Below are 20,257 nucleotides of genomic sequence, written 5' to 3'. Positions count from 1 at the left end.
AGGCCTGTTGTCGCAAGCCTTTTTTCTTCAGTATTTTAATTAGTCGAATTTAACCAGCTTGTCGGAGGTGCCGGTTTCGATCAGATCCTTGTTGGCTGACAGACTGTACTTAACCATGTTTTGTACCGCCACGTTGGTGTAAAAGGCCGTATGTGGCGAGATCAGGACGTTTTCACGCGAGTTGAGGTTCCAGAATTCTGGGTAGGTCATGTTCTTGCCCGTCATGTCGTGGTTGAAGACTTTGGTTTCATCTTCCAAAACGTCCAAGGCAGCCCCGGCAACCTTGCCAGAATCAAGCGCATCAATCAGTGCCTGTTCATCGATCAGCGGACCACGTGAAGCATTGACGATAAAGACGCCATCACGCATCTTATCAAAGGCTTCTTGGTTCAGCATGTGCTCAGTCGATGGGAACAATGGAATATGCAGCGTTACAACCGTTGCCTTGGCATACAATTCATCCAAGGTATCGACGTAGAGGCCTTCTTTTTCCAGTTCAGGATTGTGGTAGACGTCATAGGCAATTACCTTGGCGCCAAAGCCCTTGTAAATGTCGATGGCAACGCGGCCAATGTGCCCCGTACCGATCACGCCGACCGTCTGCTGGTTCAGTTCTTGAGAAATCTGTGGTGCCCAGCGGAAGTCATTGCGTTCAAACTTATGGAAGTATTCCTTGGTCCGCCGCAACAGATTCATCAATTGCGTAACGGAAAATTCAGCGATGGCGGCTGGTGAATATACTGGCACGTTGGTAACCTTAAACCCATACTTCTTAACCGTAGCTGGGTTCATGTTGTCAACTCCAACATTACGCAGTGAAACATTATGAATGCCATAAGCGTCCAGCTTTTCAAAAACCGCATCGGTATATGGCTTTTGCTGGTAGACAACTACCCCGTCAAATCCTTTTGCCATTGCGACCGTTTCTTCATCCAGCAGCTTGTCGGTAATTTCAACTTCAACTTCTGGGTTTTCTTGTTCCCATTCCTTAACGAAAGGTTTTTCATCTTCACGAATACCATAAGCTAAGATCTTCATTGATTTCATACCTCCGATTGGCTTAGTTGTTTTTCATCGTTGTTTCCAGTATAACCCAAAAGTTCATAATTTAACAATTTTAGCTATTTTTGTTTATGAAAGCTCTTTAAAAGAAACCAACATGGCGCGAAAACGCTTCTAAAAATCTAGCTTTGCTGCTCAAAAAAACACGATGTCCGCAAAACATCGTGTCAGAATTACTATCCTAGTTTAACCATTTTGTCGCTGGCGCCCGTCAAGATCAGTTCACGACTGGCATCCAGACTCTGTTCGACCATATTGCGCACGGCTTCATCCGTATAGAATGCCGTATGCGGTGTAATCAAAACGTTCTCGCGTGATTCAAGATTATCAAACGCTGGATAATTGGACGGCTGGTTGGCCATATTCTTGTTAAAGATCTTGGTCTCATCCTCTAAAACATCCAAGGCCGCCCCGCCAACCTGGCCGCTATCGAGTGCTTCAATCAGATCCTGCTCATCGATTAAAGAACCGCGCGACATATTAATGATCAAAACACCCTTTTGCATTTTGGCAAAAGAATCCCGGTTGAGCATGTGGTAAGTTGATTTGACAGCTGGCACATGCAATGAAATTACCGTAGATTCTTTGTACAGCTCATCCAAAGAATCAGTAAATACGCCAGCCTTAACCAGATCTGGCTTGGGACGGTGATTGTAGACCATGACGCGCGCGCCAAACCCTCGACAGATATGCGCCATCACGCGGCCGATGTGCCCAGCCCCGACAATGCCAACCGTCTGTTGGTTGAGCTCGCTGGCAATGTTTGGCGCCCAGCGATAGTCGCGTTTGGCAAACTTATTCTGAAATTCCTTAGTTCGCCGCAACAGGTTCAGCAGCTGCGTGACGCCAAATTCGGCAATCGCCGCTGGGGAATAAACTGGTACGTTGGTAATCTTAAAACCATATTTAACTGCCGCCTTAGTGTCAACGTTATCGATACCAACGTTGCGCAATGAAAGGTTGTGAATATTCATTTCATGCAGTCGCTTTAAAAGATCAGCCGAGTAGTTTTTCTGTTGGTAGGCAACTACGCCATCGCAGCCCTTGGCCAATTCAGCTGATTCAACATCTAGCAGCTTGTCGGTCCAGACCAGTTCCACATCTGGATTGGCCCATTGCCAGTTTTTAACATAGGGGCGTTCGTCTTCACGAATTCCGTACGCAATAATCTTCATATCTCAAATTCCTCCACTACATAAACAAATCTTTATCTCCAAAAATCGATTATACAGACAGATTTGCTTGAATGGAAGATTTTTTAATCAGATTTTAATATTATGGGCACGCAGGTAGGCAATTTTCTTAGCGCGCGGCTGATGCTTAAAGTGCCATTCCGCACTCAGCGCGTCATGCTGATTATCAAATTCTTCGTAATACAAAAGCTTGAGCGGGCGGCGTTTCTGTGGTCGGGTATACTTGGCTCCCTTGCCGGATTGATGCATTGCCAAACGCCGCCAGACATCTGTGGAGTAGCCGCCATACAGTGTGTGGTCTGCGCAATAGAGCACGTAAAAATAATAATGCCGCTCAGACGTTTTGACCATTAAGCATCGCCTGCACTTCCGGTCCATACTCACCATCTTCACCCGCTACGATCAATGGCGGCATAATGCGCGTCCCATTTGGCTTACCGTCTTTAATCGCCTCGATCAGCACCATATTGGCTTCCATCCCCGGTTTGGGATAGATAAACTTGATTCTTTTCGGCGCCAACCGATGGGCCGTCATCGTAGCTAGGATTTCCGGCAGCCGATCTGGCCGATGTACCAGATAGCCGCGCCCATTCATTTTCAAAAGGCCGCTCATGCGATCACAGACCATTGCCAGATCAATCGTTAATTCATGCCGGGCAATTGCCAGATAGTGATTAGGATTTTTCTGACTCGCTGGCGCGTTCTTAAAATACGGCGGGTTGCAGACAACCACATCCGCATGATCTTTAGCCACGTACTGGTAAACATTGGCAACATCGTCATTGACCACATCATAACGGGCCGTCAGATCATTTAAGGCCACTGATCGCTGAGCCATATCAGCCAGCCGTTCCTGCAGCTCGATCTCATAAAAATGCCCGCCTAGCTTATGATGCAAAAACAGACCGATCGCGCCATTCCCAGCACACAGATCCACGATTTTGGTTTTTTGACGCCGATTTGGCCGCACAAAATCAGCCAGCAGCACGGCATCTAATGAAAAAGCAAAAACTTCACTGGATTGAATGATTTGTACTCCTTGCGCGCTGAGCTGATCAATGCGCTCGTTTGGTTTAAGCTGAACGGTTGTCATATTTTCCCTCACTTGGTTGCTAATAATTTGCTGTAGCGTATATGTTTGCTTGCATGTTTGAGTATGGTTCGTCATACTAAATATATAAAATTACTTTAAAAATTGGGAGTTGTTTAAATGCTCTATGATTTCTTGGTTCATCTGGTCAATCCGCTGTTAACGCTGTTTAATGGTCGGCCTCAGATTGAACATAAAGATCGCCTTCCTGAGGGCAACTACATTATCGTCGCACCGCACCGTACCTGGATGGACCCGGTTCTATTGGCTCTGGCCGTTTATCCTAAAAAATTTACGTTCATGGCCAAAGAAGAGCTATTCAAAGGACGCTTTGCCAGCTGGTTTCTGCGCAAGCTGGGCGCCTTTCCCGTCAACCGCAAAAATCCCGGCCCCTCTGCCATCAAAACTCCGGTCAGGCTGCTGAAAAACAGTGATCGCTCAACTATCATCTTCCCGACTGGCTCGCGCTATTCCAGCAAGATCAAAGGCGGCGCGCTGATCATTGCCAAAATGGCCAACGTGCCGCTGGTGCCCGCCGTCTACCAAGGGCCATTGAAGCTAAGCGGCATCTTTAAACGGCAAAAGCGCAAGATCAGTTTTGGCAAGCCAATCTATATTGACCGCAAGCTACGCCTAACCGATGAGAATCAACAGGAATTGGAACGCCAGATGCAGACGGCATTTGATCAGCTGGACGACGAGCTTGATCCCAATTACCACTACTATATGCCAGAAAAGCCCAAAAACGATGACTTTTAATCAAGCTTAAAGTCCTGACCTTAGCCTGGCAGCTGGCCACCCATAATCGGTCAGACTGGTCAGGATTGGCACCAATACTAATCAAAAAGGATCGATGCAGTGCACCGGTCCTTTTTGATTGCTATTTGCCTGCTTTACGCGCTTGAGCCTTCATCGCTTGCATCATTTGGTGCAGTTTGCGATCTGAAGGTTTTTGGCCCATCTGCATCATCATCGTCCGCAGCATATCTTCAGAAATCGGCGGATTGTTACGCAGGTAGTTTTCCATGTATTTCCGAGCACCAAAGAAGCCAACTAAAAGGCCAACCAGCAGTGCCAGGATGATCAACATGATACTAAGCCCAGTACTCATGGATTTTTCCCCCTTATTTTAGATAACGATACTAATGTTACACGATATCGGCGTCAAATAAAAGGCGCATTCGATGAATTAGTCATCACGCAGCCCTTTTTTACGTTGAATCTGCCGAACTTTTTCCGGAGTGACCTCTTTGCCATCCTTATCAAAGATCCGCATCATTTCAATATTTGAGCGAAAAGCTTCCCGGAAATTCTTCAGATATTGATCACGCAGCTGTTTGCGTTCAGCTTTTTCGGCCGCGGTCAGTCCTTCTGTTTTGTTTTTATGCGCCAGCTCATTGATTCGTTTGAGCAGCTTTTCTTGTGCTTTTGAATCAGCCATAATTTTCTTCCCCTCTGCCTGAAACAGTGATTTTTACGTTACTTAGTGTAGCGAACACCGCATTATTTAGCAAGCAATCCGCGTCGTTAAGTTCCAACGAACGTATGTTTGAAAAAATTTTGCGAGTATGATATAATTACTCAAAATCTAAAAATGAGGTGGCAACATGGTAAAAACAGCAGCCAGCAAGCAAATGGCCGTTCTCAGCTATATTCATCAACAGGTCGCCACTCACGGCTATCCGCCAACCGTTCGCGAAATCTGTAAAGCTGTTGGTCTCTCATCTACATCTACCGTTCACGGGCATATCAATCGGCTTATCAAGAAGGGCTATCTGCAAAAAGACCCTTCCAAGCCACGAGCTTTAGAGATTACGCCCGCCGGCATGGACGTCTTAGGAATCGCACCAAAGCAGGAAAAGATTCCATTATTAGGGATCGTTGCTGCCGGTGAGCCGATTCTCGCAGTCGAAGATGCAACTGATTATTTCCCAATCCCGCCTTCGATTCCGGACCACAACGACCTGTTCATGCTGCAGATCCAAGGCAATTCAATGGTCAACATGGGAATCTTAAACGGCGATAAAGTCATTGTTCGGAAGCAGGATACCGCTAAAAACGGCGACATCGTCATTGCCATGAATGATGACAACGAGGCTACCTGCAAGCGTTTCTTCAAGGAAAACGGTCATTATCGCCTACAGCCGGAAAACGACACGATGGCACCGATCATCCTGGACCGGGTAACTATTTTAGGCAAAGTCGTCGGGCTTTTCCGCGACAGCATCTACTAAAAAAGAGATGGGGCAATTCCCACCTCTTTTTTTGTTTTGCTAATCCATCGGCTCTTTTGCATCAGCTTTTTGACTGCTGGAACTGACCGCATCGGGAACGTCTACTTGATGCCCAAACTCCTTTAAGATCTGTTGGTCGTTTTCATTAGGATTTTTCACCTTGCAGGCAACCTCATCCAGATCAACGCGCCAGACATGAACCTGCTTTACCATGTCCTCCGTTAGCGGATGCGGCATTCGTGCCACGTAATGGTGCATCATTACAGTCAGTGCGTGTACTTTGTCTTCAGCTGCCGCCAATTCTTTAACCGTTCCCTTGCCAATTACGCTATGGAAACTGGCACTGAAAAGGCAGTCCCGCGCTGCCGGAAGCAGCTGATAGTCACTGCACATCTCTACGCCAACATGCGGATCAGCCTTCATTAAGCGCGCCCGCTTGCCTGCGTCATTGCCATGAAAGTAAAGGCAAAAATGCTGTTGCTCATCCAGCTCAAAGCCGAAGTGAACCGGCACGATATAGACCGAATCACCGTCCTGTACGCCGAGTTGGGCAACATTACAATGCGTCATCACCCATTCAACCGTATTGGGGTCAAAATAAATATCATCTCTCATCAAAGCCGCCTCTTTTATAATCATTTTTTAATAAATCGTAAACAGGCTAAGCTTAAATTGCAATCTCAATCAGCTTAAAAACTTTACAGCTGATGCTTGTCCACGTATTGACGTTGATGATTTTTTTGGCCGGCTAAGACGAAACGAGCCGGATCCGCGCTGATGTCGTATTCAACGTCTTCCTTATTCATTCCCAGCTGGTCATTAAACTGCTGCTCATAGGCTGCGATCGAAATCAGCTGGCGTTCACTGAGGTCGCCTGCAACGTTGCTTAGTCGTTCTTGATATCCCGGCTGCAGAATTCCGCTGTAAAACTCGCCTTCCGCGCCCGATCCATAGCTGAACAGGCCAATGCGCTGACCAGGCTTTAGCTCAGAATCATTTTGCAAAAGCGACATCAGACCTAGATAAAGCGACCCGGTATAGAGATTGCCGACCCGGCGGCTGTAGTTTTGGCTGGCCAATAGTGCCTTGCGCAGACGCCAGGCCGTTTGGTCATCACGTTCGCCCAAAACGGCCTCCAAGGCTTTCTTACCCATTTTGGTAAATGGCAGATGAAAAGCAATTGCCGCGAAATCATCCAGCTTGCGATCCGTTAACTTCTCGTAGCGATTCAGCGTGTGCTTGAAAAAATCAATATAGACGTTGGTCGAATACTTGCCATCGACCATCGCCTCGGTAGCATAAAGCGGCCGCCAAAAATCCATCACGTCTTGCGAATAGGCAACGCTGGTTCGTTCAATCGCTAAGATCCGTGGGGCAGCCGTAATCAGCATGGCAACCGCTCCAGCGCCCTGCGTTACCTCGCCAGCAGTCTTTAAGCCATAACGCGCTACATCAGCTGCAATTACCAAAACCGCTTTTTCTGGTTCCAGCGCGACCTGACCTCTGGCAAACTGAATCGCTGCCGTTGCAGAATAACAAGCCTCCTTGACTTCCACAGTCCGGACATAGTCATCCAGATTCAACAGTCGCTTGACATAGATCGCACTGGCCTTGGAGTTATCGATTCCCGATTCTGTAGCAACGATAACCGTGGTGATTCGTTCACGATCATCTTCATCCAACAGCTTATCAGCCGCGGCAGCTCCCAGCGTCACGATATCCTGGGTGGGGGGCAAAACCGCCTGCTCGCTTTGGCCAATCCCAATCAGATATTTGTTGGGATCAACACCGCGTACCCTCGCCAATTCCGCCAGATCAATATATTCTGACGTTGTCGCAAACGCCATTTTATCAATTCCAATCTTCATCCGTGCTCACCTAGTCGACATCGGCAATTGGATTCTCTTTAGTTAGGTAGTGCGGTTCGCTTGGGGTCTGACCAAAGTAGTGTTCAATCAATTGCTTGAGCTCGTCCATGGCCTCATGTGTCCGCTGAATCTGCTCTTCATTAATGGCTTCCATAACGATGACCACGTTTTTAGAATCGCTGGTCAGCATCGTGCGTTGGGCATCACGCCAGTTCAGACTGCGGCAGACGGCACCGGCATCGTCATAATAGAGGATCTCGCCTTCCCGGGCTGGATCATCCTTGTCAGCACCGACCGGCTGAAAGCTTTCTCCACCCTTGGCCTTGCCTAGATGCATATCGCCGGCAATCTTATCACGGTCTTCAATGCCAACGGGAACGCCATAACGCAGCGAGATGCTGTTGTAGACGTCAACCAGCGGTTCAATTGGTTCAAAGACATGTCCCTGGCTGGCCCGCTTCAGCAGCGCCTCAACTGAAGCCCGAGCACCTTTACGCTTAGGAAACTTGGCATAGGCTTCGCGCCACTGAGCAACGACTGGATTGTCACGGAAGGTTTCTTCTTTGGTGAACTTAGCTGATTCAGCAGTTGCCCGTTTTAATAATTCAGCCCGTTCTGCCTTGTTCTCATCCGTATCATGATTGTCAATTCCATCAACGTACATAATTGCAATCTCTGCATCTGGAAAAACATCCCAAAAACTTTCATCGACTACGACTCGCTTCATAATAAAACTCCTTTATCCATTTAATATGTCTTTATTATATCTAATATCATCAATAATTTCTTTGACCGCCTGCTTTAACAAAATCCCAGTCTTTTTCCAGATTTTGGCGCATCCGCTGCAGATAGTCATGAGCCTGCTTAGCTTCCTGGGGCGAAAAGCCTTGTAAAGCGACCTCATTTGAATGTTCATTTTCACGAATAATAAACGGGTATAGTTCCGCTCCTTTTTTCGTTACATACATTCGCTTGATCCGATGATTGGCCGGATCAGAACGCCGCACGATTAAGCCGTTTTTTTCCAATTTGGCAACCGCTCTGGCAATCGTCGTCTTATCCATCAAAATTAATTTGGCCAAATCCCGCGCAATAATGCCAGGATGCTCATAGATTCGAACCAAATATACGAACTGTCCCCGTGCCAGCTCTATTTTTTTAAATTCCGCGTTGGCCATGGCATCCAAGGCTCGCGATGCCATTCCCATCTCGCGTAATACATCAATCACCGTCCCGCCACCTTTCATGATCAATATTATATCGATTGTCGGTTGTAATTGCAACTTTAAACTGAAATGTGAAAAATATTCACGTTTTTTCTTATAAAATTTCAATTTAGGGGTTTTCATTTTCGACACGATATAGTAATATAATTAACCGTAAGGAGTGCCGACATTCACTTCTTTCTTGACTACCAGCTATTTGGTGCGGTTCTGTTTCTTTAAACTGCGGGGAATCGTTATCTGATAGCTTTTTTATTTATACATAATTAAAAAACTCGTTTGATTCGCGGTCCGCGAAATCAAGCGAGTTTTCTATTTTATTGATGTCTAGTCCTTGAAATCATTCATCGTTTTATTCAGTAGCCGGTCGACCGTAACATTACCGTGACTGTTGGCATGTCCCTTGGTCCACTTAAAGCGCAGCTGTTTGAATTTAGGCAGCAGCACGCTCACCTCGGCCCAAAGCTCTTGATTGGCAACCGGCTTGCCGCCAGTAGTCTTCCAGCCGCGTCGTGCCCAACCATATAACCGCCCTTTTTTGATCGGATTTAAAACGTATTCCGAGTCAAGAATGCCTTCAATCGGTTCGTTTTGCAGATTTAGCTCAAGCAGGCGCTGCAGACACTTTAAAAGTCCCATAACCTCCATGCGATTGTTGGTCGCACCAAGCTCACCAGCCGTATCAGTGATTTTTAAGCCATCCTCAAACCGAATCAGATAGGCCCAAGCTGCCCGATCGTCTTCATGAACATGATCGCCTCTTCGATTGCCATGATTGCGCGACCCACCATCCGTATAAAAAACAATTTTTGGAATAAAACGTGGCCCCTGCTTTTCGCCAAACAGATCCAGGCTGGTCTGCGTGGCATGCTTAACGGCCCGCGGCTTGCTTTTTTCCGGCTGCTGCAGCCATGCCAAAGCCTCTTCTCTGGTCATAAAGCCCTTGAAGCGCGCGTTGGCAAAGCCAGCAACCTGCTTTTGACATTCAGGCCAGCTGGTGTAGATGCCGGGCTTTTTGCCACGGCGCACGGCATAAAACTTTTTTGAAGCCAAATCAATTCCCCCTGCTATTGTTCTAATGAAACGCCAGAAATCGCGTCCTGCGTCTTATCCGATGTCTGGCTGTCGGCAAGCTGCTCATCTTTTGCAAACGATTAGCATGAAGCGAGACTGCCGATACGCTATCAATTATTTTACCATCTACGATCACATGTTCAAAATCATGGGTTTCGCCAAGCCCACAGATTCGCTCAACGTCTTCGATAATCTGTAAGACTTTCAGGCATTGAGATTGCACATCCCAAATTGCATAATATGGCGAATAATTGAATCCCGCGCAAAATCGTTCCTAATTTATCTTAAAGGTAACCGTTCCAAATCACAAAGAATGCTAAAATAAAATTAAAAATAAAGCAGAAAGGGATGATTGGATGCGCAGACATCATCAACAATCAGCAACCGCTAAAGATGAGCAGATTGAGCACTTCAACGCCGCACCTGATACTGGCCTGAGCAAGGATCAGGTGGCGCATCGCACCCAGGCCGGCTTGACCAACACCGCCATCAATACGACCTTCAAAACCACGCGGCAGATCATCTACAGCAACACGTTTACCTTTTTTAATTTAATTTTCGTTGTTTTGGCAGTCTTGCTGGTGCTGGTTCGTTCATACAAGGACATGACTTTCCTACCTGTTATCGTTGCCAACACCGTTATTGGCATTATCCAAGAATTGCGGTCCAAAAAAGTGCTGGAAAAACTGACAGTGCTAAATGCAGCCAAGGCGACGGCGATTCGTGATGGCAAACCGATTCAGCTGCCAACTGATCAGCTGGTGCTGGATGATATCATCGAGTTGAAAACCGGTCAGCAGATTCCAGCCGATGCGCAGCTTTTAACCGGTTCGCTCAACGTCAATGAGTCGCTGCTGACTGGGGAAGCTGATGAGATCACCAAACATCCCGGCGACAATCTGATGTCAGGCAGCTTTGTCGTTTCCGGTTCGGCACGGGTTCGCTTGACGCATGTCGGTGCTGATTCATATGCCGCCAAGCTGACGGCTAAAGCACAGAAAATGGATACTACCGAAGAATCAGCCATGATCAAATCGCTCAATCGGCTGATCAAATTCGTCGGCATCATTATTATTCCAATTGGTGCCGCGCTATTTTATGAATCATACGTGCATAATGGCAACCCGCTTAAACAAAGCATCGTTTCCATGGAAGCAGCCTTGATCGGCATGATTCCTGAAGGGCTCTACCTTTTGGCAACCGTCGCGCTGGCTTTGAGTGCCATGCGCTTGGCACAGCAGCGGGTTTTGCTGCACAGTATGAAAAGCATTGAGACACTGGCCCGCGTTACGGTGTTGTGCGTTGATAAAACCGGGACGATCACCGAAAATCAAATGCAAGTTCAGCGTTTCTTTACTGCCCAGCAGGCTCCGATTGACGACCATCAGCTGCGCAGCCTGATCAGTGATTTTTGCGCGGCCATGCCTGGCGACAACTCAACGATGAAAGCCATGAAAGAATACTTTACGCAAGGCAGCGGCCGCCAAGCTGATCAGATCGTGCCGTTCAGTTCAGCCTGGAAGTACTCGGGCGTGGGCTTTGGCAATGAAAGCTACGTCTTAGGCGCCCCAGAAATGGTACTAAGAGACAGTGTCGCCATGTTTAGCAATGAATTTGAGCCATATGCCAAGCAAGGCTATCGGGTCCTGGTATTTGGGCAGTATCAAGGTCAGTTGAGCAAAGCTAGTCTTAGCGCTCCAGTTATCCCACTAGGATTCGTTTTGCTGAGAAATCCCGTCCGCAAGACTGCCCCCGCCACCTTCCGCTATTTTGCCGAACAAGGCGTCAAGATCAAGGTTATCTCGGGTGATGATCCATTAACGGTTGCCAGCGTAGCCAAACAGGCGCAGATTGAAGGCGCGCAAAACTGCGTAAGCGCGGCTGCCTTAACTGATCGCGAATACGAAAGTGCCTTACAGCGCTATACGGTTTTTGGCCGAGTGACGCCAGATCAAAAGCAAAAGTTCGTCACTGCGCTGCAAAAACAAGGTGAAGTCGTTGCCATGACCGGCGATGGCGTCAATGACATTTTAGCCATGAAACGAGCGGATACCAGTATTGCCATGGCTTCAGGCAATGAGGCCACCATGAATGCCGCTCAGATGGTGCTGCTTGATTCTGACTTTGCCAAAATGCCGCAGGTCGTCGCGCAAGGACGGCAGGTTGTCAATAACATCGAACGATCAGCCAGTCTGTTTTTGGTCAAGAACATCTTCTCACTGCTCTTGTCCATCTTTACGCTGATCTTTGCATTCAACTACCCGCTCGATCCTTCCCACATCACGCTGATCAGTCTGTTTACGATTGGGACGCCTTCATTCCTGCTGGCCCTGGAAACCAATCATCAGCGCATTCATGGCAAATTTTTGCCCAACGTTTTGCGTCGCGCCCTGCCTGGTGGGATCACTGATATGTTTACCGTTGGCGTCATTGTGGTTTGCGGAGCCTTGTTTGGCCTCAGCCGCCAAGACATCTCAACGGCCTCAACCATGATTCTGGCCGCGGTCGGCTTTATGGTGCTCTACCAGATCTGTCATCCACTTAACAAATTCCGCAGCATCATCTTTTATGGCTGCATCATGGGTCTTTTAGTCTGTGCGTCGCTGTTTGGCAGTCTGTTTGGCATTGACCACGTTTCGGCAGTTGCCCTGGGATTTGCCTTCGTACTTTCTTTGACCGGCGATTCCAGTCTGACCCACCTGACGCGCTGGACGGATCTGGTTTACGAGCACTTTTTCGCCAACCTTGGTCAAAAGCCTAAACATGCCATGCAAAAGTGAACTAGCAGCGTTTCCAACAGTTCAGTCAACCATCTTGACGGCTGCGCTTAAAAGTCAGCAAACAATTAAAGACGGATCCCGCATTCCGCGTGATCCGCCTTTTTGATAACTTAGAATCCTTGTGTGGAACGGTTGTAATAGATCAGATGCTGCTCAAGCGTGGTGGGTTCAACAATCAGTTTAGTAACGCTGCAGTTTTCTGGCTCCAGAATCGTCAAGCCTGGCGCATGCGTGGCACTGGCTGCAAACGAACGGACCGTAAAGCCATGCGTAACGACTACGACCCGCTCGTTGGGATGCTGAGCCGTAACGTCTTTAATAAAGTCCTGGACCCGTTTTTCAACATGTGTAAACGTCTCGCCATGGGCAACGGCAGCATATTCAGGACGTACATCCTTGACAAACGTCGAAAACAATTCTGGATATTGATTCATCAGATCAGCATTCGGTTGACCATCCCAGTCCCCATAAGAAATCTCAAGTAAACGCCTGTCTTCGATGACCGGCAGCTGCGCCTCCTCATTTAAAATCGCCGCGGTCTGCTTGGTGCGTTCCAAAGGCGAAACATAAAGCGCGTCAAAATCGCGCAAATCAAAATTCTGGGCCAAAAGCTGCGCCTGCGCCCGTCCCTCATCAGTGAGATAGGTCTGCGGCGTATTAATGGTTCCCTGCTTAAGCCCGGCCGCATTGGCAAAGGTGCGACCATGGCGAATGATATAAAATTCGGTCATATTCTTTTCCTTTCGACTTTAGTTTTTGGTCATTATACCAGAATCAAATTTATTATTGACGTTTTTTTGCAATCAGATTATAATTTTGTTAACGATAAATAATAATTTGATGAGGAGGGAACTGAACATGCTGTTAAACAATTTTGATTTTGCATTGATGGTTTCCTCATCATGGTCTTCCCGCGTTTAGAAGGCCGCATTTTGAGTTGGCCTTCGCGATAAGTGAGGTCAATTCAAATCCGAGACTGAATTTGGATGGCACTCACTTAATCAAGTGGGTGCTTTTTTATTTTAAGATTTGGAGGAATGACAATGACTGTCTATAATTTTGCGGCTGGTCCGGCTGTGCTGCCAAAAGAAGTTCTTAAAAAAGTTCAAGCTGAATTGTTAAATTTCAATGATTCTGGCATGAGCATTCTGGAAATCTCGCACCGTTCTCAGCTGTTTGTCGATGTTTATGAGGATGCCAAGGCGCGCATCTACAAATTGATGAATCTGGATGATCATGAATATGACGTCTTATTCATGCAGGGCGGCGGCACCACGCAGTTTACGGCCGTACCATTAAACCTTACCTATCAACATCATCGCGCCGCTTATATCGACACTGGTCACTGGTCTGAACGCGCCGTTGAAGAAGCACGCTTGCTCAAAGGCGTGGAAGCCGATATTCTAGCCTCCTCTAAAGGCCAGCACTACACCACCCTGCCAAAAGTACCAGCCATTCCACAAGATACCTATGACTACGTACACATTACGACCAACAACACCATCATGGGTACGGCTTGGCAAGAACTGCCGGAAACTAACGGTACGCCGCTGGTTGGCGACCTTTCTTCCAACTTCTTAGGTCAAGACTATCCGTTTGAAAAATTCGATCTGATGTATGCCGGTGCGCAAAAAAATCTGGCTCCTGCTGGCGTCACGATCGTAATCTTGAAAAAGTCGCTGCTGGGTCATGTCAAGGGGCTGCCAAGCATGCTCGACTACACCAAGCAGGCCGCTAAAAAGTCCGCGCTCAACACGCCGCCCGTCTTCCAAATCTATGTTGCCGGGCTGGTTTTGAAATGGATCGATGAACAAGGTGGTCTTAAGGCCATGGACGCTCGCAACCGCAAGAAGGCCCAATTGCTGTACGACTGCCTGGATAACTCCAAGCTGTTTAAAAACAATGTCGATCCTCGCTATCGTTCGCTCATGAACGTGCCATTCGTAACTGGCGACGCGCAACTGGATGCTAAATTCGTCAAAGAGGCCCAGGAACACGGTCTATTGAATCTAAAAGGTCACCGACTCGTTGGCGGCATGCGGGCAAGTATCTATAACGCCATGCCATATGATGGTGTCGTTGCTTTGTGTGACTTTATACAGCAATTCGAAAAAGAAAATCGCTAGGAGGAATCTTTCATGTACCAGATCAAAACCTATAACGCTATTGCTCAAGCCGGACTTGATGAATTTACGGCTGATTACCAGATCAATAATCCCGAGGCTCAACCGGATGCCTATATGATTCGCAGCGTGGATCTGCATGATCATGAATTTCCCAAGAGTCTGAAAGTTATCGCGCGCTGCGGGGCCGGCTTTAACAATATCCCATTAGACAAAGCTCTTGAAAACGGCACGGTCGTCTTCAACACGCCTGGCGGCAATTCCAATGCCGTTAAGGAACTGGTCGTCGCCTCGATGATCATGGCTAGCCGGAACATCATCGCTGCCATTCAATGGAGTGCCAATGCCAAGCCTGGTGCCGATATTACGCTGCGAACCGAAAAGCAGAAGACCAGCTTCAACGGCACTGAGCTTTTAGGCAAGCGCATCGCCGTTATTGGCATGGGCCACGTTGGCTCGCTGGTTGCCAACGCCGCCGTTGATCTGGGCATGGACGTCATCGGCTATGACCCTTATCTTTCCGTTGAATCGGCTTGGCAGCTGGAAAGTCAGGTCAAACGCGCACAGACAATTGCCGATGCTATCAAAGGCGCCGATTTCGTAACGGTTCACGTTCCTAAAAATGAAGAAACCACTGGACTGATCGGCACGGAAGAATTAAAGCATTTCAAGCACGGCGCCGTTTTGCTCAACTACTCGCGACTGGGAATCGTTGACAATGCCGCTGCCGTCAAGGCCCTGGCTGATGGCACGCTGAAAAAGTACTACACTGACTTCAGCGAGGCTCAGATTCTGAACAATCCCGATATCGTCATCATGCCGCATATCGGCGGCTCAACGGTCGAAGCTGAGGTCAAGTGTGCACAGATCGCGGCTCATGAAATCATGACCTATCTGGAAACCGGCAACATCAAAAACTCGGTCAACCTGCCAGATGTGGCTGCCCCCTTTGCCAGTCCTGATCGTTTCACGCTGATTCACAAAAACATCCCGAACATGCTGGGGCAGATTTCGACGTTTATGGCCGATGAAGGCATCAACATTGAAAACCTGGTCAACCGTTCGCGCGGCAATTATGCCTATACGATGCTAGACGTTTCGAACCTCACGCCGGCAACCGCGCAAAAAGTGATTGACCGTTTAAGCCAAGTCGATGCCATCACCCGCGTCCGCTTGATTCATCACGACTAGTCCGCCCAATCAGCAGCCATAAGTTTAACCACTTATCTTAATTTATTTGCTCAATATCAAAAGACCACCCGCAAATTGGCGCTGGTGGTCTTTTTACATAATCTGATCTTTTAAATTGTTTTAATTATTCAAGCAGATGCTGCTCTTTGAGAATTTCTTCGATCCAAGTTCCCTTTAGCTTGCGCAACGCGGTCTTGGCAGCCAGCTTTGGTACCGGCAGATCCATCTCCGGCAATGTCTTCTTGTCACTCAAGTAGTACAGAGCCCGCAGTTCTTGGCGGATGTCAAAGACAGAATCAAAGACTTCAGGAACGCCGCGATCAACGTTAAAGAGCGTGTAGACAGCTTCCATCGCGGTCCGAACCGAGTATTCCGTGGTAAAGACCGTGTCGCGAGTTGGTGATTCGGCAAAGTTGCCCAAGAAGGCCAGATTTTGCGATCCCTTTGGCACAACTGCCGGCCGATCGCCCTTTTTACGCAGCTGGAAGTAACTGGTAACGTAAGGCATGTAGACAGGTACGGTATTGACGTCGTTTTCGGCATAGCCTTCAATGTCGTCAACTGGAACGCCCAGGTGGTAGAGCAATTCTTCAGTAATCTCCTTGCCTGAGCAGTCCACGATCCGTTTCTTGATGTAGTTGCCTTCCGTGTCGGAATAAAGCGCATAGATCCAGACAACCGTTTCATCCGGCTTTTGGTCCTTAAAGTGCGGCTGTCTGTGAATCGTAAAGCTCAGCATCCAGTTCGAGTCGGTAACCGTGATGATCCCACCGGTGTTGACCTTGCCATCATAAAGACTGCGCTTGGTCAGCCGTTCAAAGTATGGCGCCAGCTTGCGATTCTTGAGCGTTGCCGTAGCTGAGATGAACCAGGCACGGTCAGGAACGTTCTTACAAAAGACGTCAGGGTGACCAAAATCGGCATCCTGATAGGAAAGATTCTCCCACAGCTTCCAACTTGGTCCTAAGCTGTGCGTGATCGGTGCCGGCGTGTTCTGATCGCCATAGGTTGAACTCTCAGTAATTGAGCCATTGGTAACAAAGACATAATCGTTGTCGGTCAAGACGATTTCTTCATCCTTGCCATCCTTAGTCAGCAGAATCTTTTTGGCAATCTTCTTGTCATTGCTGGTATCAACCAAGACATTGTTGACCACAGTGTCGTATTGAATGTCGACATTATGAGCCTGCAGATATGCCAAGACTGGCTTAGTCATTGACTCATACTGGTTGTATTTGTTGAATTTCAAGGCGCTCAGCGTTGGCAGCCCATCGATATGGTGAATATAGCGCATGCAGTAGCGCCGCATTTCAATCAAGGAGTGCCACTTTTCAAAGGCAAACATAGTAGACCAGTACAGCCAGAAATTGGTGTCAAAGAACTCATCTGGGAACCAGTCGCCAATCGTCTTGCCCTCTAACTCATCTTCTGAAGTCAAAACCAGCTTAACGATATATTTTGAAAACTTCTCGACGCCATACTTGCCATCACTAGGTACCCGATCGCCGCGATTATGAATCAGACGGCAGTTTGATGAATTGGGATCATCCTTGTCCAACCAGTAGTATTCATCCAGATAAGAGGCGCCTGGGATTTCCAGGGAAGGAATTGAGCGATACATGTCCCAAAGGCATTCAAAGTGGTTTTCCATTTCTCGACCGCCCCGAATGACATACCCAACGCCAGGACGCTTCTCGCCATCAAGTGAGCCCCCCGCAACCGGCAGCTCTTCTAAGATGTGAATGTTTTCGCCAGGCATCTGAGCATCACGAATCATGAAGACGGCCGCTGCCAAGCCGGCCAGCCCCCCACCAATAATATAGGCGTGTTTTTGTTCGATTCCCTCAGGCTTGCGAGGACGTGCAAATGCTTCATAATTACCGTTGGAATAATACATAAAAACCCCTCCAGTGTAAAATAATCCTTGCGAAAGCGATAACATCAGTTCATACGTTTAGTATAGCGCTTACATAATATAGCGACAAGTTCAGATTACCGATCTGTTTATTAATGAACCAGATTAACTAAAATGTACAGAAATCGTCCAGCAAAACATTTCGAAGCTGCATTAGGTGTCCCAACTTTTCAATTTCTAATAATTACTAAAAACCCCAAAACCTATCATTTCAAGGCTTTGGGGTTTCTAGTTAGTTATAGATGTCTCTGAAAAAGGAGAGTACAGGATTTGAACCTGCGCGCCCGCTCAACACGGGTTCGCCGGATTTCGAGTCCGGTGCATTACCACTCTGCCAACTCTCCATAATTCAACGCTAATTAGTATAGCGAATTTTTACAGATTTGACAAGAGTGATAAGTAATTATTTTTGAATTTCAGCCAGCCAATTCATAAAGCGCTCTTTTTGCGAGTTGGCAATCAGCCACCAGCAAAGCGCCAGCAACAAACCAGCCCAGACGTCACTAGCGTAGTGAACGTGTAGATAAACGCGTGAGTACATAATCAAAAAGATCCAGCTAGCTCCAATGATACCAAGCAGTATCTTGACCCATCTAGATTTAAGCCGTGGCCATACCAATGCGAGCAGCGTTAAAACAAAGATTGCCGTGGCAAAGGTATGACCGCTAGGAAAACTATAGCCGCCAATCTTTTCTAACTGATGCGCCGGCCGCGGCCGCATCACACTGCTCTTAAATGCAATCACCAACAAATAGCCCACAAACTGCATGGCACCATACCACATGCTGTCGCCTAGGCGCTTTTTCCACCATAAAATCAGCATCATTATCAGCGTTACCGGTCCTAGAAACTGTGGCGAGCCGAATGCGGTGATCAAAAGCATGACGCGAGTTTTCATAGCAGTGATTGGCATCGTTAAAGCAAAGCCAGCCTGGTCCATGGTTTTGATCTGGGAATCATGACGCAAAACGGCAAACATGAAAGCCAGAAAAAACAAACCACAGACAACGCCAAAATCAATCCAACGCGACTTTTTCATAATCAAAATCCTCTCAAAACTATGCATCTAAATTAGTATTTTACTATTTTTCCATTCCTTTACCAATGTTTATTCTCGACCAGTCATTACTTCAGATTGCTTCTTTTGAGCCAAGCTGCTCAGACACGCCGGCAACGCTAATTTAACAGCCAATCATTGATCTTAAAAACATCCTGACTCGTCAAAAAAGCTTTGGCTGTTCTAAGATCAGTCTTTTCTATTCTATGCCTTTTCAATCAGACAGGCCACGCCCATGCCGCCACCGATGCACAGGCTGGCAATCCCAGTCCGCGCATCGAGATCCTGCATTTCATGAATCAGCGTCACCAGAATTCGAGCTCCGGAACAGCCCACCGGATGCCCCAGTGCCAACGCACCGCCACGGGGGTTGACACGCTGTTCGTCCAGCTTGAGCCGCCGCAGACAGGCAACTGATTGTGAGGCAAAGGCTTCGTTGATTTCATACAGGTCAATATCATCACGGCTGATACCATTGTCCTTAAACAATTTTTCAATTGCGTAGGCTGGCCCTAATCCCATATAGGCCGGGTCAATACCAACCAGGGTCGCAGCTTGCCACTCGGCTAAAGGCTGCAGTCCATATTGTTTTACTGCCGATTCAGAAGCCAGCATCACGGCTGCTGCCCCATCGTTAAGTCCCGAGGCATTCCCCGCCGTAACCGTTCCTTGACTGGTAAATGACGGCTTTAGCTTTTGCAGCGCTTCAAGTGAGGTATCCGCGCGCGGGGCCTCATCTTCTTTAACAATCACCGTGCCTTTGCGGGTTGGAACCTCGACTGGGACAATTTCACGATCAAACGCATGACTGGCTTGTGCCGCAACTGCTTTTTGATGACTGCGCAAGGCAAATTCATCTTGCGCTTGACGACTGATTTGATCAAGCTCAGCAACGTTTTCAGCGGTAATTCCCATTGGATAGTTGTTTTCAACGTCAATCAAGGCATCTTTTTGTAAAGCATCGATTAGTTGTCCATCCCCAAATCGATAGCCGCCACGAGCCTGATTTAAGATATAAGGCGCCCGCGACATGCTTTCCATCCCACCGGCAATCACAATCCGCGCTTGATTTGATTGAATCAGACTGGCTGCCAGATTAACACTTGACAATCCAGAGCCGCAGACGTCATTAATCGTAATTGCGGGCGTGGCATAGTCCAACCCGGCTTTAACTGCGGCTTGACGAGCTGGATTCTGGCCAGCGCCAGCTTGAATTACGTTGCCCATTAAAACTTGATCAATCGCCTCTTTGGTCACGCCGCTGTCTTTGACGACGGCTTCGATTGCAACTGCGCCAAGCTCCACGGCAGAAACGGCCGCTAAAGACTTGCCAAATTTACCAATTGGCGTTCGCCGGGCAGCAACAATATATGTTTTTTCCATTAAGCTTCCCCCACAATATGAAATCTTGCAAACGTAACCTAGTTTATCGATTTTCGTTGTCCAG

At 47.7% G+C, this 20,257-nt stretch carries 20 protein-coding genes and 1 tRNA gene; 5 read left to right on the top strand and 16 right to left on the bottom strand.

Annotated features, from left to right (window positions below; all coding sequences use genetic code 11):
* Positions 1-39: 39 nt before the first annotated feature.
* The 4 genes from HF864_RS01845 to HF864_RS01830 form a co-directional block, all read right to left on the bottom strand.
* Positions 40-1,038, bottom strand: coding sequence for a D-2-hydroxyacid dehydrogenase (locus HF864_RS01845; protein ID WP_169461423.1), 999 nt, complete (start codon positions 1,036-1,038; stop codon positions 40-42).
* 200 nt (positions 1,039-1,238) lie between these two features.
* A complete protein-coding gene (locus HF864_RS01840) occupies positions 1,239-2,237 on the bottom strand; it encodes a D-2-hydroxyacid dehydrogenase (protein WP_169461422.1) in 999 nt (332 codons plus the stop codon).
* Positions 2,238-2,324: 87 nt separating this feature from the next.
* A complete protein-coding gene (locus HF864_RS01835; RefSeq protein WP_169461421.1) occupies positions 2,325-2,606 on the bottom strand; it encodes a GIY-YIG nuclease family protein in 282 nt (93 codons plus the stop codon).
* The gene (locus tag HF864_RS01830; RefSeq protein ID WP_169461420.1) at positions 2,590-3,348 is read right to left on the bottom strand and encodes a tRNA1(Val) (adenine(37)-N6)-methyltransferase; all 759 of its coding nucleotides are present in this window, start codon (positions 3,346-3,348) and stop codon (positions 2,590-2,592) included. Before HF864_RS01830 ends, HF864_RS01835 begins: the two co-directional genes overlap by 17 nt.
* Positions 3,349-3,465: 117 nt before the next feature.
* On the opposite strand from HF864_RS01830, the gene HF864_RS01825 reads away from it, so the two are divergent.
* Positions 3,466-4,104 (top strand): 1-acyl-sn-glycerol-3-phosphate acyltransferase, encoded by a 639-nt coding sequence (locus HF864_RS01825; protein WP_169461419.1) that lies wholly within the window; start codon positions 3,466-3,468, stop codon positions 4,102-4,104.
* A 121-nt stretch (positions 4,105-4,225) separates the two neighbouring features.
* Here the strand turns inward: HF864_RS01825 and HF864_RS01820 are convergent, their stop codons facing one another.
* Both HF864_RS01820 and HF864_RS01815 read right to left on the bottom strand, forming a co-directional pair.
* Entirely contained in the window at positions 4,226-4,456 is a 231-nt protein-coding gene (locus tag HF864_RS01820) for a YneF family protein (protein WP_034540131.1), read from the bottom strand.
* A 78-nt stretch (positions 4,457-4,534) separates the two neighbouring features.
* Positions 4,535-4,786: a DUF896 domain-containing protein gene (locus HF864_RS01815; RefSeq protein ID WP_169461418.1), complete on the bottom strand. Its 252-nt coding sequence runs from the start codon at positions 4,784-4,786 to the stop codon at positions 4,535-4,537.
* 166 nt (positions 4,787-4,952) lie between these two features.
* Here HF864_RS01815 and lexA point away from each other — a divergent pair, with 166 nt between their 5' ends.
* Complete coding sequence (lexA, locus tag HF864_RS01810; RefSeq protein WP_006499147.1) at positions 4,953-5,579, top strand: transcriptional repressor LexA; 627 nt, start codon at positions 4,953-4,955, stop codon at positions 5,577-5,579.
* A gap of 39 nt (positions 5,580-5,618) precedes the next feature.
* On the opposite strand, the gene HF864_RS01805 is transcribed toward lexA, so the two are convergent.
* From HF864_RS01805 to HF864_RS01785, 5 genes are all read right to left on the bottom strand, one after another.
* On the bottom strand, positions 5,619-6,194 hold the full coding sequence (locus HF864_RS01805; RefSeq protein WP_169461417.1) for a pyridoxamine 5'-phosphate oxidase family protein: 576 nt from the start codon (positions 6,192-6,194) through the stop codon (positions 5,619-5,621).
* A gap of 83 nt (positions 6,195-6,277) precedes the next feature.
* Positions 6,278-7,447, bottom strand: coding sequence for a hydroxymethylglutaryl-CoA synthase (locus tag HF864_RS01800; protein WP_169461416.1), 1,170 nt, complete (start codon positions 7,445-7,447; stop codon positions 6,278-6,280).
* A gap of 10 nt (positions 7,448-7,457) precedes the next feature.
* The gene (locus tag HF864_RS01795; RefSeq protein WP_169461415.1) at positions 7,458-8,174 is read right to left on the bottom strand and encodes a phenylalanine--tRNA ligase beta subunit-related protein; all 717 of its coding nucleotides are present in this window, start codon (positions 8,172-8,174) and stop codon (positions 7,458-7,460) included.
* A 49-nt stretch (positions 8,175-8,223) separates the two neighbouring features.
* Positions 8,224-8,676 carry a MarR family transcriptional regulator gene (locus tag HF864_RS01790; RefSeq protein ID WP_169461414.1) on the bottom strand — a complete coding sequence of 151 codons (453 nt, stop codon included), beginning with the start codon at positions 8,674-8,676 and terminating at the stop codon, positions 8,224-8,226.
* A gap of 321 nt (positions 8,677-8,997) precedes the next feature.
* A complete protein-coding gene (locus HF864_RS01785; protein WP_169461413.1) occupies positions 8,998-9,723 on the bottom strand; it encodes a ribonuclease H family protein in 726 nt (241 codons plus the stop codon).
* Positions 9,724-10,100: 377 nt separating this feature from the next.
* Between HF864_RS01785 and HF864_RS01780 the strand changes: the two genes are divergently transcribed.
* On the top strand, positions 10,101-12,524 hold the full coding sequence (locus HF864_RS01780; RefSeq protein ID WP_205882254.1) for a cation-translocating P-type ATPase: 2,424 nt from the start codon (positions 10,101-10,103) through the stop codon (positions 12,522-12,524).
* 110 nt (positions 12,525-12,634) lie between these two features.
* On the opposite strand, the gene HF864_RS01775 is transcribed toward HF864_RS01780, so the two are convergent.
* Entirely contained in the window at positions 12,635-13,255 is a 621-nt protein-coding gene (locus HF864_RS01775) for a histidine phosphatase family protein (protein WP_169461412.1), read from the bottom strand.
* 312 nt (positions 13,256-13,567) lie between these two features.
* On the opposite strand from HF864_RS01775, the gene serC reads away from it, so the two are divergent.
* Positions 13,568-14,650: a 3-phosphoserine/phosphohydroxythreonine transaminase gene (gene serC / locus HF864_RS01770; RefSeq protein ID WP_169461411.1), complete on the top strand. Its 1,083-nt coding sequence runs from the start codon at positions 13,568-13,570 to the stop codon at positions 14,648-14,650.
* Between the two features lie 12 nt (positions 14,651-14,662).
* Positions 14,663-15,838, top strand: a complete 1,176-nt coding sequence (locus HF864_RS01765) for a phosphoglycerate dehydrogenase (protein ID WP_169461410.1) — start codon at positions 14,663-14,665, stop codon at positions 15,836-15,838.
* Positions 15,839-15,962: 124 nt separating this feature from the next.
* Here the strand turns inward: HF864_RS01765 and HF864_RS01760 are convergent, their stop codons facing one another.
* The 4 genes from HF864_RS01760 to HF864_RS01745 all read right to left on the bottom strand — a co-directional run bounded on the left by HF864_RS01760 (position 15,963) and on the right by HF864_RS01745 (position 20,193).
* Positions 15,963-17,735, bottom strand: coding sequence for an oleate hydratase (locus HF864_RS01760; protein WP_169461409.1), 1,773 nt, complete (start codon positions 17,733-17,735; stop codon positions 15,963-15,965).
* A 273-nt stretch (positions 17,736-18,008) separates the two neighbouring features.
* Positions 18,009-18,097: transfer RNA gene (locus HF864_RS01755), tRNA-Ser, on the bottom strand.
* A gap of 59 nt (positions 18,098-18,156) precedes the next feature.
* Complete coding sequence (locus HF864_RS01750; RefSeq protein WP_169461408.1) at positions 18,157-18,792, bottom strand: phosphatase PAP2 family protein; 636 nt, start codon at positions 18,790-18,792, stop codon at positions 18,157-18,159.
* Positions 18,793-19,014: 222 nt separating this feature from the next.
* Positions 19,015-20,193: an acetyl-CoA C-acetyltransferase gene (locus HF864_RS01745; protein ID WP_169461407.1), complete on the bottom strand. Its 1,179-nt coding sequence runs from the start codon at positions 20,191-20,193 to the stop codon at positions 19,015-19,017.
* Positions 20,194-20,257 lie beyond the last annotated feature (64 nt).

Origin of the sequence: Lactobacillus sp. MRS-253-APC-2B (genome assembly GCF_012843675.1) — a bacterium.
Taxonomy (GTDB): domain Bacteria; phylum Bacillota; class Bacilli; order Lactobacillales; family Lactobacillaceae; genus Limosilactobacillus; species Limosilactobacillus pulli.
Note: the sequence above shows the minus strand (reverse complement) of the source record. Positions and strands in the feature narration are given on the sequence as shown.